This window comes from Nocardia sp. NPDC058497 (assembly GCF_042720195.1).
Classification (GTDB): Bacteria; Actinomycetota; Actinomycetes; order Mycobacteriales; family Mycobacteriaceae; genus Nocardia.
In genome coordinates this window covers 1-12,737 of sequence record NZ_JBHXMY010000126.1, presented here as the reverse complement: position 1 = coordinate 12,737, position 12,737 = coordinate 1, and the positions used below count along the sequence as shown (strand labels likewise).

The window sequence follows — 12,737 nt, the reverse complement described above, 5'->3', positions numbered from 1 at the left end:
GCGGCGCCGCGCAAACCCCCCCCCCGCCCCCGCGCCCCGCTCCCCATTTTCCGGCAAGGTGCAGCTCGAGCTACCGGTGAGTACACCCGGTAGGCAGACCGTCACAGTCCAGCCACGTTCCCGCGATCGCACCGCAACCAGGTCTATCGTCGCCCCATGGTGCCTGCCAAGGGTGCGATCGCAGCGCTGGTCGTTTCGATGGCTGTCATGGTCGGCTGTAGCGGAGAGGCCGGCGACGAGCACACCGTCGCGACCCCCACCGAGCAGCTGCCACCGAACCAGGTCGCCGCGGTCCCGCTTCCCGACGACGCGGTCGACAAGGCGGTCGCGAAACTCGACGAGCTGGCCACCACGCTGATGGACAGCACCCGCATCCCCGGCATGGCCGTGGCCGTCGTGCACGGTGGAAAGACCGTCTATGCCAGGGGCTTCGGTGTCCGCGAGGCAGGCGGGCAGGACAAGGTCGACGCCGACACCGTCTTCCAGCTGGCCTCGGTGTCGAAATCGGTGTCGGCCACCGTCGTCGCCCACCAGGTCGGCAAGGGCACGGTCGAGTGGGAAACGCCCGTGGTGTCGAAGTTGCCGTCGTTCGCGCTCGCCGACCCGGCGACCACCGCCCAGCTCACCATCGGCGACCTGTTCGCGCACCGCAGCGGCCTGCCCGACCACGCGGGCGACCGGCTGGAGGACCTCGGCTACGACCAGGCCGCGATCCTCGACAAACTCCGCCTCGAGCCCCTCGACCCGTTCCGGATCACCTACCACTACACCAACTTCGGTCTCACCGCGGGCGCCGAGGCCGTCGCCGCCGCGGCGGGCACCGCGTGGGACCGGCTCAGCGCCGACACCCTGTACACCCCGCTCGGCATGTCCGCCACCAGTTCCCGCTTCGTCGACTTCCAGTCGCGCCCGAACCGCGCCGTCGGCCACGTGAACGTCGACGGCGACTGGGTCGCCGGGGAGGTCCGCAACCCCGATCCCCAGTCCCCCGCGGGCGGTGTCAGCTCCTCGGTGAACGACATGGCCCGCTGGCTGGCGATGGTGCTCGGCAACGGCGCGTCGAACGGCACGACCATCGCCCCGCCGGACGCGCTGCTGCCCGCGATCACCCCGCAGGTGATCTCCTCCCCCGCGTCCTCGCCGGAAGCACGGGCGGGCTTCTACGGGTTCGGCTTCAACTCGTCGACATCGTCGGCGGGCCGCACGGCCTACAGCCATTCCGGCGCGTTCGCGCTCGGCGCCGCGACGAACTTCCTCGCGATCCCGTCCGCCGACGTCGCGATCGTCGCCCTGACCAACGCCGCGCCGATCGGCGTGCCGGAGGCGCTGACCGCCGAGTTCGGCGATCTCGTGCAATTCGGCGAGATCCGCGAGGACTGGCGCGGCCTCTACCAGGCCGCGATCTCTCCCATCAACGATCCGGTGGGCGACCTGTCCGGCAAGTCCGTGCCGCCGAATCCGGCCGCGGCCAAGCCGCTACCGAGCTACGCGGGCACCTACGCCAACGAGTACTGGGGCCCGGCGACGATCGCCGAGGACGACGGCGCCCTTGTCCTCACCCTCGGCCCGGCCCAGCGGCGATACCCGCTGCGGCACTGGGACGGCGACACCTTCGCCTTCGAACCGAGCGGCGAGAACGCACCGCCCGGCAGCGTCTCCTCGGCGATCTTCGACAACGGGACACTCACCCTCGACTACTTCGACGAGAACGGCCTCGGGAAATTCACCCGGTGACCGCGCGCCACGCCGCGGCGAGCCGCAGCGCCCTGACCTTGCCCGCCACCCCGAGCAGCGGCTCGTCGCGCTCCCACCGGCTCCTGGTCTCCGGATCGACCAGCTCCCACAGCGGCGCGAGGTCGGCACGCAGTCGCGTCAGCCGCTCGAAGACCCCACCCAGCGCGATGTGCACGCCAACCGAACCCGGATCATCGGTACTCACGCCACGCACGGCCGCAAACAGGGCCAGCAGCTGTTCTACGGCCTCGGCGGGCCATGGCGCTTGCCGGGCAACCCGGACGAGCTGTCCGAGCACAGCGGCGACCACATGCAGATCTTCGACGGTGCGGAACGGCTTGAGGTAGTCGGCGTACCCGTCACCGGGCAGCAGCTCGCCGGGCGCGGCGTCGAAAGTCACGGTGGCGTGCGGGATCTCCGGGGCGAACGGCAGCGCGGGCAGTGGCGTCACCACGGTGCCCGGTCCGGCCTGCACGAGCACCGCCCGCAACTCGGCACGACCGTCGGCCTGCTCGCCCGCACGGGCGATCACCAGGAAGCTGGTGGCGAACTCGCCGAGCGTGGCGAAGGATTTGGTGCCGGTGACGACACCGTCGGCGGTCACGGTGGTGGTCATGGCCGACGGCTTGGCGCCGTTCGCCTCGGTCGCGCACATGGAGGTCAGCCCCTCGGGGCCGAGCGTGGGAATCAGCGCGTGCAGCGCTTCCTGATAGCCGCCGAGAAAGGCCGTACCTGTTCCGGCACTGTCGAATCCGGCGACGGCCGCGCGATCGATCGAATTCGCGAAGGCGGCGCTGCGGGCGCGATGCTGTGCCGCGATCGCGGCGATATCGGTCGAGGTCGACTCGACGGGAGCTGCGGTGAGCAGAAAATCGAAAACCGAGGAATTCACAGAAGTGGAGCCTAGGGGAATCGAACCCCTAACCCCTGCCTTGCAAAGGCAGTGCTCTGCCAATTGAGCTAAGGCCCCTTGCTGGCTTGGTGAAACCAGTTGGCAACCCGAATCAGCGGGTGGTGACCTCGTGCCAGAGATCTGCGTCATCGCGCTTGCGGAATTTGGTGATACCGATGAGAACCGCGATCACGACACCGACCGTGAGGACAATCTTCATGATTCCCACCCTACTGTGATGTACGGGAGTGGGCCTAGGAGGACTTGAACCTCCGACCTCTTCGTTATCAGCGAAGCGCTCTAACCGCCTGAGCTATAGGCCCGTACTCGTTTTCGGCCCCCTGCCGGAGCAGTGAACCGCAACGAGGAACGAGGTTACCCTACCCGACCGCCGATAGCCAAAACGGCCGGTCAGACCCCTTTTGCAGGGCTGACCGGCCGGCGCGGCAGGACCGGTTTCTAGTCCGGATCGGCCAGGGTCACCTGGATGCCACCGACCAGATCGCAGCACTGGTTGTAGATGAACACACCGACCGTCGCCAGCGCGGTGAACAGCACCACGTTGATCAAGCCGATGACGCCGGCGTAGCCGAACACCGTGCCCGCGTCGATCAGGTTCGTCGAGCCGCCCTCCTGGTTGAACATCTCGCCCAGCGAGCTGTCCAGGTTGTCCCACACGCCCATGCCGGCGAGCACGATGTAGAGCAGGCCGACGGCCAGCATCCACACGAAGAACAGCGCCACGCTGATCACCAGGGTGATCTTCAACGTCGACCACGGATCGATCCGGCGGATCTGCACCGTCGCGCGTAGCGGCTCACCCGACGCGGCGGCGGCGATGGCCACCGGCACCGCGGGCGAGACCGACGCGGCGGCGGCGACCCTGGCACTCGGACCCGGCTGCGGCGGGATATGCGCCATCGGCAATCCGGGCGGAGCGGGCGGCGCGTCCGGCGTCGGGTGCCGCACCTCGGACAGGTCGGGCATGTCCTTGACCAGTTCCGGGCGGGCGATGCTGCGGGTCGGGCCGTCGATGCCGACGGACTTCACCATCGCCGCTTCCTTGCGGGCCGCCTTGGCCGCCAGGTCGGCCGTGGTGCGAGCGTTGGACGAGCCGCTGCCCTTCAGCCCACCCGCCGGCGCCGGCGCCGGCGCCCCGGTCGACGGACGCCCCTGGCTCGGCGACTCGCCCGGCCGGTACAGGTTCGACTGCGGCTCGCGCTGCGGCAGCTGCGCCCACCCGTCCTGGTAGGGCGACGATTTGCCCTTCCCGTTACCAGCGGGCGGCGTGGGTTCGGTACCCATCCGCACGGTCGACTGGTCGAACGATTCGCCCCCGGCGGCACCGGATTCCGGCGCCGCGCCCTCGGCCGGACCGCCCTGGCGAGGGATCGGCCGCGGCTGGATCGGAGACGAGGCAATCCGCTCGGTGACGCCGTTGGTCTGGTTCCGATCGTCGTTCGACTGATTCGGTGTGGTCAATGGAATCCTCAGATCCGTTCGTTGCCGCCGCTGATTGGGTTATTGCTCCGAAGCCGCGTCGCCGGTGAGCTGATCGGGATCGGGCTCGTCGGCGTTGCGCGCGATCGCTAGCAAGGTATCGCCATCCGCGAGGTTCATCAATCGCACGCCCTTGGTCTGGCGTCCAGCTTTACGAACTTGCTTGGCTGCGGTGCGGATGACACCACCACTGGAAGTGATCGCGTACAACTCGTCCTCGTCGTCGACGATGAGCGCACCGACCAGGCTGCCACGCTTGGGATCGTATTGGATTGTCAATACGCCTTTTCCGCCACGGCCCTGTGCGGTGTACTCCTCGATCGCGGTGCGCTTGGCGTAGCCGCCCGCGGTCGCCACCAGCAGATAGGTGTCCTCGCGAACCACGTTGAGCGAGAGCAGTTCGTCGTCGGCGTTGAAGCGCATGCCCTGCACACCGGAGGTGGCGCGGCCCATCGGGCGCAGCGCCTCGTCGGTCGCGGAGAACCGGATCGACTGGCCGTGCGCCGAGACCAGCAGCAGGTCGTCGTCGGAGGAGCACAGCACCGCGCCGACCAGCTCGTCGTCGTCGCGCAGGTTCACCGCGACGATGCCGCCGGAACGGTTGGAGTCGAAATCGGTGAGCTTGGACTTCTTCACCAGGCCCGCGCGGGTCGCGAGCACCAGGTACGGCGCGTCCTCGTAGGTCTTGAGCTGGATGATCTGGGCGATCTTCTCGTCCGGCTGGAACGCGAGCAGGTTCGCCACGTGCTGACCACGCGCGGTCCGGTTGGCCTCGGGCAGCTCGTAGGCCTTGGCCCGGTAGACCCGGCCCTTGTTGGTGAAGAACAGCAGCCAGTCGTGGGTCGAGGAGACGAAGAAGTGCTTGACGATGTCGTCCTGCTTGAGGCCCGCGCCCTGCACACCCTTGCCGCCACGCTTCTGCGACCGGTACAGATCGGTCTTGGTGCGCTTGGCGTAACCGGTCTCGGTGATCGTGACGACCACGTCCTCGCGGGCGATCAGATCCTCGTCGGCGACGTCACCGTCGCTGGCGATGATCCTGGTCCTGCGGTCGTCGCCGTACTTCTCGACGATCTCGGCCAGCTCGTCGCGCACGATCGCGCGCTGACGCTCCGGCTTCTCCAGAATGTCCTTGTAGTCGGCGATCTCGAGCTCGATCTTGGCCAGATCGTCGATGATGCGCTGGCGCTCCAGGGCCGAAAGACGCCGCAGCTGCATGTCCAGGATCGCGGTCGACTGGATCTCGTCGATGTCGAGCAGCTGCATCAGGCCGGTGCGCGCGGTGTCGGTGTTGGCCGAGCGGCGGATCAGCGCGATGACCTCGTCGAGCAGGTCGAGCGCCTTGACCAGGCCGCGCAGGATATGGGCCCGCTCCTCGGCCTTGCGCAGCAGGTAGCGGGTGCGCCGGACGATGACTTCCAGCTGGTGGTCGACGTAGTACCGGATCATCTGATCCAGCCGCAGCGTGCGCGGCACGCCGTCGACGATGGAGAGCATGTTCGCGCCGAAGCTGGTCTGCAGCTGGGTGTGCTTGTACAGGTTGTTCAGCACGACCTTGGCGACCGCGTCACGCTTGACCGTCACCACGATGCGCATGCCGACGCGGTCGGAGGACTCGTCGTGGATATCGGAGATACCCGCGATCTTGCCGTCCTTGACCTGCTCGGCGATCGAGTTGATGAAGTTGTCGGTGTTGACCTGGTACGGCAGCTCGGTGATGACGATCTGGGTCTGGCCGCGGCTGCCCTCCTCGATCTCCACCACACCGCGCATGCGGATCGAACCGCGGCCGGTGGTGTAGGCGTCCTGGATGCCCTGGCTGCCGACGATCAGGCCGTGGGTCGGGAAGTCCGGGCCCTTGACCCGTTCCATGCACGCGGCGAGGGTGGCTTCCTCGTCGGCGTCGTAGTTCTCCAGCGCCCAGTAGATGGCCTCGGCCAGCTCGTTGAGGTTGTGCGGCGGGATGTTGGTCGCCATGCCGACCGCGATGCCGTTGCTGCCGTTCATCAGCAGCGCGGGCACGCGGGCGGGCAGCACGGTCGGCTCCTGCGAGCGACCGTCGTAGTTCGGGACGAAATCGACGGTCTCGCTGTCGATGTCGCGCAGCATCTCCATCGCGAGCGGCGTCAGGCGGCACTCGGTGTATCGCATGGCGGCCGCGCCGTCGTTGCCGCGGGAACCGAAGTTGCCCTGGCCGTCGACCAGCGGGTAGCGCAGCGACCAGGGCTGGGCCATGCGCACGAGGGTGTCGTAGATCGACGCGTCGCCGTGCGGGTGGTAGTTACCCATGGTCTCGGCGACCGGACGGGCCGACTTCACGTAGCCGCGGTCGGGCCGGTAACCGTTGTCGTACATCGCGTAGAGCACGCGCCGGTGCACCGGCTTGAGGCCGTCGCGCACATCGGGCAGCGCGCGGCCCACGATCACGCTCATCGCGTAATCGATGTAGCTGCTCTGCATCTCGTTCTGGATGTCGACCGGTTCGATCCGGTCGCCCGCACCACCGGAGGGCGGCAGCGTGGTCTCAGTCATCAAATCTCCTTCGAGGGCCTGACATGCTTCACGGGCGCGCGCTTACGGCGCTGCACCGGTTACACGTCGAGGAAGCGGACGTCCTTGGCATTGCGGGTGATGAAGCTGCGACGTGCCTCCACGTCTTCGCCCATGAGCACGGAGAACAGCTCGTCGGCCGCGGCCGCGTCGTCGAGCGTCACCTGACGAAGCACCCGCACCGAGGGATCCATGGTGGTTTCCCACAGCTCCTTGGCGTTCATCTCGCCCAGGCCCTTGTAGCGCTGGACGCCGTCGTCCTTGTTGATCTTCTTGCCCGCGGCCAGGCCGGCCTCGATCAGCGCGTCGCGCTCGCGGTCGGAGTAGGCGAACTCGGGCTCACTGCGCATCCACTTGAGCTTGTACAGCGGCGGCTGGGCGAGGTACACGTGACCGTGCTCGACCAGCGGGCGCATGAACCGGAACAGCAACGTGAGCAGCAGCGTCGCGATGTGCTGGCCGTCGACGTCGGCGTCGGCCATCAGGACGATCTTGTGGTAGCGCAGCTTCGCGATGTCGAACTCGTCGTGGATGCCGGTGCCGAAAGCGGTGATGATCGACTGGACCTCGTTGTTCTTGAGGACGCGGTCGATGCGGGCCTTCTCGACGTTGATGATCTTGCCGCGCAGCGGCAGGATCGCCTGGTACATCGAGTCGCGGCCGGACTTGGCCGAACCACCGGCGGAGTCACCCTCGACGATGTAGATCTCGCACTTGCCCGGATCCTTGGAGCGGCAGTCGGCCAGCTTGCCCGGCAGCCCGCCCAGATCGGTGGCCGACTTGCGGCGCACCAGCTCACGCGCCTTACGGGCGGCCATGCGGGCCTGCGCCGAGGACACCGCCTTCTGCACGATGGTCTTCGCGTCGGCCGGGTTGGCCTCGAACCAGTGCTGCAGGTGCTCGTTGCAGGCGCGCTGCACGAACGACTTGACCTCGGTGTTGCCCAGCTTGGTCTTGGTCTGGCCCTCGAACTGCGGCTCGCCGACCTTGACGCTCACGATGGCGGCCAGGCCCTCGCGGATGTCGTCACCGGTGAGGTTGCCGTCCTTCTCCTTGAGGAGCTTCTTCTCCTTGGCGTACTTGTTGACCACCGTGGTCAGCGCCGCGCGGAAGCCCTCTTCGTGGGTGCCGCCCTCATGGGTGTTGATCGTGTTGGCGAAGGTGTGGACCGACTCGGAGTAGCCCGAGTTCCACTGCATCGCGACCTCGAGCTCGTGGCCGGTGCCCTTGCCGGTGAAGCCGACGACCGAGTTGTGGATGGCCGACTTGGTGCGGTTGATGTGGCGGACGAAGTCCACCAGGCCGCCCGGGTAGTGGTAGGTGCGGGTCTTGACCTTGTGCTCGACCGGCGCCTCGGCGCCTTCCTCGACGTGCTTCGGCGCCTCGGCGGTCTCGCTGACCACCTCGTCGATGACGTCGCCTTCGGCGACCCGCTCGTCGGTGAGCTTGATGGTGAGGCCCTTGTTCAGGAAGGCCATCTCCTGCAGGCGGCGCGAGACCGTCTCGAAGTTGTAGTTCGTGGTCTCGAAGATGTCCGGGTCGGCCCAGAACCGCACCGTGGTGCCGGTCGCCGAGGTCGCCGCACCCTGCGCCAGCTTGCCGGGGCGCGCGTCCTTGTAGGTCTGGCTCCAGTGGTAGCCGTCGCGGTTGATCTCCACGTCGACCTTGGTCGACAGGGCGTTCACCACTGAGATACCGACGCCGTGCAGACCGCCGGACACCGCGTAGGAGTCGGAGTCGAACTTGCCACCGGCATGCAGCTGGGTCATGACGACCTCGACGGTCGGCACGCCCTGGGCGTGCATCTCGACCGGAATGCCACGACCGTCGTCGACGACCTCGACGCCACCGTCGGCGAGCAGAGTCACCTCGACCTTGCTGGCGTAGCCGGCCATCGCCTCGTCGACCGAGTTGTCCACAACCTCCCAGATGAGGTGGTGCAGACCGCGTTCACCGGTGGAACCGATGTACATGCCAGGGCGCTTGCGCACCGCTTCCAGGCCCTCGAGGACCGTGATGGAGGAGGCACCGTAGCCCTGCTTGTTGCCCGATGCGTTGGAGTCGTTGGCAGCCACTTGTCGGTAGCTCTCCTTACTTGCTGATCCCTGTCGCAGCGATCGGGCAGCACGCGGACTGCACAGCACGCGTCGAGGGTTCGCCGCTGGTTACGTCACCATCCTACTGGTAAGCCCAACTTACAGTGCACCTACGACACCCCTGACGCCGCCGTGAATGCGAGAAATCGGCCTACCGCGACAAGCGTCCGCCTTCCGGAGATTTCCGCCCGCCAGAACTGGCGTGAGACTTGCGTTCGGCGGTTCCACGTGAAACGCGGTCGAGGGCTTTCGCGTCCAGCCGGAGTTATCCACAGGTTTTGTCCACATGTACAAAACTCCGGAGCCCGAGAGCGGCGCCGCCGCAAGGCAACTCGCCCTGGTCACCGCCCGGCTACCCGTAGGTATCGCGCGGACCGCGTCCCTTGACGTGCCGTTCACCCTTGCGCCAGCTCGGCGCGGCGGGGCCGGTGATCCGCAGCTGAGTGACAACGCCCTGGCCGACCGCGGCATTGATCTTGGCCAGGATCTGCCCCTGCAGCATGCGCAACTGGGTCGCCCACGCGGTCGACTCGGCGGCGATCTTGAGCACACCGCCCTCCAGCGTCACCGGGGTGGCGTGCGAGGCGATGTCCTCACCGACCACGCTGGCCCAGCGACCGAACACCATGCCCTCGGCCACCTTTCCTGACCAGCCACGACTCTTCGCGATCGAGCCGGTCAGGGCCGACAACAGCTGGGGATCGCGGGGATCGGGGCCCGCACCGGACCAGCCGGTGCGCCTGCGTCCGCCCGCGCGCAGCTTGCGCACCGGTGACGCCCGGCCCTGGCCGACCGACTTACCGCTGGCCTTGGCCGCGGCCCTGGCTTCCTCCAGTGCGCGCCGGGCGAGGTCGATCCCGCGCAGCTCCGGTTCCGGCTCTTCGGTCACCTCGGTTCCGCCTTCCGGTGTCGATACTGGCCGAGTGCGGAGGAGAGTCTACGCCGGGGCGCCGACAGTCGGCGTCGAGACCGATCCGGCATATGTCCAGCATGTTGCCGGTTTTCCACAGGCCGCTGTTGATAACTATCGCTATCTGTGCATATCTTCGGATTGTTCGGCCGGTTCGCTGACGATCAGCGAGGTACGCCGGTCGGCTTCGCCGGTTGTTTGCACCCGCAGCGGTTCGGCGGCCAGTTCGGCAGGCACGTCCTCGGCCACCGCGGCGGTGATGAGCACCTGCTCCGCACCGGCGGCGACCTCGGCCAGCGCGGTACGCCGACGCCGATCCAGCTCGGCGAACACGTCGTCGAGCAGCAGCACCGGCTCGGTGCCCGCACTGCGCAACAGCTCGAACGAGGCCAGCCGCAGCGCCAGCGCGAACGACCAGGACTCACCGTGACTGGCGAAACCCTTGGCGGGCGCGCTGCCGAGGAGCAGGTCGAGGTCGTCGCGGTGCGGGCCGACCAGGCACACCCCGCGCTCCAGCTCCCTGTTCCTGGCTGTGGACAACTCGCGCAACACGATCTCGCGCAGCTGCTCCACATCGTCGGCTGCCGGCTCCCTCGCCGGGTCGAGCAGTTCCGGCGGCAGGTACCCCGACCGGTAAGCGATTGCCGCAGGGCGTGATTCGGGCGCGATCGACCGATAGGCCTGTGCCAGATACGGATACAGGTCGTGGACCAGCCGCAATCGCTGCGCGAGCAGCACCGAGGCGTGCTCGGCCAGATGCCCGTCCCACACGTCGAGCGTGCTCAGATCGGCCCGCGAACGCACGTGGCGCCCAGCGGTTTTCAACAGGGCCGAGCGTTGCCGCAGCACCTTGTCGTAGTCCGCGCGCACGCCGGCGAGCCTGGGCAGCCGGGCTGTGCACAACTCGTCGAGGAACCGTCTGCGCTCCCCCGGATCGCCGCGCACCAGCGCCAGATCCTCCGGCGCGAACAGCACGGTCTGCAGAATTCCGAGGATCTCCCGCGACCGGCGCACCGGCGAACGATTGATCTGGGCACGATTGGCACTGCCCTGTTTGAGCTCGACGTCGACACGCAGTTCGCGGCCCAGATTGACCACGGTCGCGCCGATCCTGGCCTGCGTCGCGCCCATCCGGATCAGCGGCGCGTCGGCGGAGACCCGGTGCGAGCCGAGCGTCGCCAGATAGCCGATCGCCTCGAGCAGGTTGGTCTTGCCGTTGCCGTTGGCCCCCAACAGCACCGTGCGCCCTGGGGACAGCTCGAGCTCGGCGTGTTCCCACGACCGGAAATCACGGACCGACAGCGCACGAATGAACATGCCGGGTTACGCGTGCGGGCTTCAGCCGGGCAGCCGGACCGGCATCAACAGGTAGATGTACTGGCTCTCCAGCGCCGCGAACGCACCGGATTCCAGCACCTTGGGCTCCTCGTCGGAGGCTGGCAGCAGGACGGCGGGACGGCTTGGCGTGGTGAAGCCGAAGGTGACCCGGTCGGTGTGCAGCGCCGACAGGCCTTCGGTCAGGTAGCCGGGGTTGAACGCGATGGTCAGCGGCTCACCGCGGAAATCGGCTTCCAGCCATTCCTCGGCGCGGCCCGCGTCGTCCCCACCCGCGGACAGCAGCACGCCGTCGGTGGAGAACTCCAGGCGCACCTGGGCACCGCGCTCGGCCACCAGGGCGACACGCTTGATCGCCTCGGACAGCGCGGCGACGGGCAGCGTGGCGATGGAGGTGTGCTCCTTGGGGAGCAACTGGCGGAACTTGGGGAATTCGGCGTCGAGCAGGCGGGTGGTGGTGCGGCGGCCCGCGTTGACGATGCCGAGCAGGCCGTCGGCCCCGCCACCGCTGCCCAGCGAGAGCTGCACGGGCGCGTCGGTGGCGCCGAGGGTCTTGGCGGCTTCGGACAGTGTGCGCGCGGGGATGAGCACCGCGGTCTCGATGTCGGAGCGGGCGGGCTGCCACTGCAGGTGACGCACGGCGAGGCGGAAACGGTCGGTGGCGGCGAGCACCACGTCGTTGCCCTCGATCTCGACGCGGATGCCGGTGAGCATGGGGAGCGTGTCGTCGCGGCCCGCGGCGACGGCGACCTGGCCGACCGCCTCGGCGAACACGTCGACACCGAGCTCACCGGTCTGCTGCGGCACCTCGGGAAGCTGGGGATAGTCCTCGACCGGCATGGTGGGCAGGGAGAACTTGGCGCTACCGCAGGCGATGAGCACGCGGGTGCCGTCGACAGAGACATCGACGGGCTTGTTCGACAGCGCCTTGGTGATGTCGGCGAGCAGCCGGCCCGAGACCAGCACCTGGCCGGGACCGGCGACCTCGGCGGCCACCCGCATCTGCGCGGAGACCTCGTAGTCGAACCCGGAGACCGTCAGGCCGTTCTCGTCGGCCACCAGCAGCACACCGCCCAGCACAGGCACAGGAGGACGGGAGGGCAGGCTGCGCGCCACCCAGGCCACCGACTCGGCGAAATCCTCTCGGGCGACCCGAAACTTCATGTTCGCAAGCTCCATCGCCCGATTTTTCCTCTCCGAGTTTCGAATCCGTGTGCGGGTGTGTTCAGCGGAGTTGAGGTGCTGCGTCGGCCGCGCACTGAGTCTCGCACAACCAGCCGACAACCAAACGGTACCCGGGCAGCGCGGGAAGTCCGCATCGACCCTCCCCGCCGATCGAGCGCGCGCAGACCTACCCCTTCTCCTCCTTGCCGCTTGTGAGTGGAGCACCGACCGAGCCGAGCCCCTCCGACCGACTTTCCACACACCTTGTTTTGAAGAGATCTCTTCAAGAAAGAGAACTGAAGTAGTAGTAGGCACTGTGGAATCTGTGGACTTCGACCGAATCCGCAGGTCAGCGCGCACGTCGGCATGGGGATGGCCGTGGGGTGTCTCGAGGATGAATGGGAGGCGCCTGTGGACGCGCGAAGTTGTCCCAATTCCATCCTCGAGTAGTCCTCGAGTTGTTCCACCTGATTCACCCTGTTGTTCACACGCGGGGGCAGGGTGGTGGTAACCAGGTGGATTCCTCGAGGAGTACAAACGGATTCCGCGAGTAATA

General features: G+C 67.6%; 9 protein-coding genes and 2 tRNA genes. 1 reads left to right on the top strand and 10 read right to left on the bottom strand.

The window, feature by feature from the left end; all coding sequences use genetic code 11:
• The first annotated feature begins 156 nt into the window (after positions 1 to 156).
• Positions 157 to 1,734: a serine hydrolase gene (locus tag ACFWPJ_RS11670; RefSeq protein ID WP_378849873.1), complete on the top strand. Its 1,578-nt coding sequence runs from the start codon at positions 157 to 159 to the stop codon at positions 1,732 to 1,734.
• Here ACFWPJ_RS11670 and ACFWPJ_RS11665 read toward each other — a convergent pair.
• From ACFWPJ_RS11665 to dnaN, 10 genes are all read right to left on the bottom strand, one after another.
• A complete protein-coding gene (locus ACFWPJ_RS11665) occupies positions 1,724 to 2,626 on the bottom strand; it encodes an acyl-CoA dehydrogenase (RefSeq protein ID WP_378849871.1) in 903 nt (300 codons plus the stop codon). The genes ACFWPJ_RS11670 and ACFWPJ_RS11665 overlap by 11 nt on opposite strands.
• A 5-nt stretch (positions 2,627 to 2,631) precedes the next feature.
• Positions 2,632 to 2,704 (bottom strand) — tRNA-Ala (locus ACFWPJ_RS11660).
• A 34-nt stretch (positions 2,705 to 2,738) separates the two neighbouring features.
• Complete coding sequence (locus tag ACFWPJ_RS11655) at positions 2,739 to 2,846, bottom strand: DLW-39 family protein (RefSeq protein WP_355275356.1); 108 nt, start codon at positions 2,844 to 2,846, stop codon at positions 2,739 to 2,741.
• Positions 2,847 to 2,875: 29 nt separating this feature from the next.
• Positions 2,876 to 2,949: transfer RNA gene (locus ACFWPJ_RS11650), tRNA-Ile, on the bottom strand.
• Between the two features lie 136 nt (positions 2,950 to 3,085).
• The gene (locus ACFWPJ_RS11645; RefSeq protein WP_378849869.1) at positions 3,086 to 4,108 is read right to left on the bottom strand and encodes a DUF3566 domain-containing protein; all 1,023 of its coding nucleotides are present in this window, start codon (positions 4,106 to 4,108) and stop codon (positions 3,086 to 3,088) included.
• A 39-nt stretch (positions 4,109 to 4,147) separates the two neighbouring features.
• Complete coding sequence (gene gyrA, locus ACFWPJ_RS11640) at positions 4,148 to 6,658, bottom strand: DNA gyrase subunit A (protein ID WP_378849867.1); 2,511 nt, start codon at positions 6,656 to 6,658, stop codon at positions 4,148 to 4,150.
• Positions 6,659 to 6,717: 59 nt separating this feature from the next.
• Positions 6,718 to 8,751, bottom strand: coding sequence for a DNA topoisomerase (ATP-hydrolyzing) subunit B (gene gyrB / locus ACFWPJ_RS11635; protein ID WP_378849865.1), 2,034 nt, complete (start codon positions 8,749 to 8,751; stop codon positions 6,718 to 6,720).
• Positions 8,752 to 9,124: 373 nt separating this feature from the next.
• Entirely contained in the window at positions 9,125 to 9,661 is a 537-nt protein-coding gene (locus ACFWPJ_RS11630; RefSeq protein ID WP_189031768.1) for a DUF721 family protein, read from the bottom strand.
• Between the two features lie 141 nt (positions 9,662 to 9,802).
• On the bottom strand, positions 9,803 to 10,999 hold the full coding sequence (gene recF / locus ACFWPJ_RS11625; RefSeq protein ID WP_378849864.1) for a DNA replication/repair protein RecF: 1,197 nt from the start codon (positions 10,997 to 10,999) through the stop codon (positions 9,803 to 9,805).
• Positions 11,000 to 11,020: 21 nt separating this feature from the next.
• The gene (gene dnaN / locus ACFWPJ_RS11620) at positions 11,021 to 12,196 is read right to left on the bottom strand and encodes a DNA polymerase III subunit beta (RefSeq protein ID WP_378849862.1); all 1,176 of its coding nucleotides are present in this window, start codon (positions 12,194 to 12,196) and stop codon (positions 11,021 to 11,023) included.
• Between the last annotated feature and the right edge of the window lie 541 nt (positions 12,197 to 12,737).

Bases quoted from the DNA above. Each gene is read 5' to 3' on its own strand.
- ACFWPJ_RS11670 (WP_378849873.1), top strand. From the start codon at position 157: ATGGTGCCTGCCAAGGGTGCGATCGCAGCGCTGGTCGTTTCGATGGCT.
- ACFWPJ_RS11655 (WP_355275356.1), bottom strand. From the start codon at position 2,846: ATGAAGATTGTCCTCACGGTCGGTGTCGTGATCGCGGTTCTCATCGGT.
- gyrA (WP_378849867.1), bottom strand. From the start codon at position 6,658: ATGACTGAGACCACGCTGCCGCCCTCCGGTGGTGCGGGCGACCGGATC.
- recF (WP_378849864.1), bottom strand. From the start codon at position 10,999: ATGTTCATTCGTGCGCTGTCGGTCCGTGATTTCCGGTCGTGGGAACAC.
- dnaN (WP_378849862.1), bottom strand. From the start codon at position 12,196: ATGGAGCTTGCGAACATGAAGTTTCGGGTCGCCCGAGAGGATTTCGCC.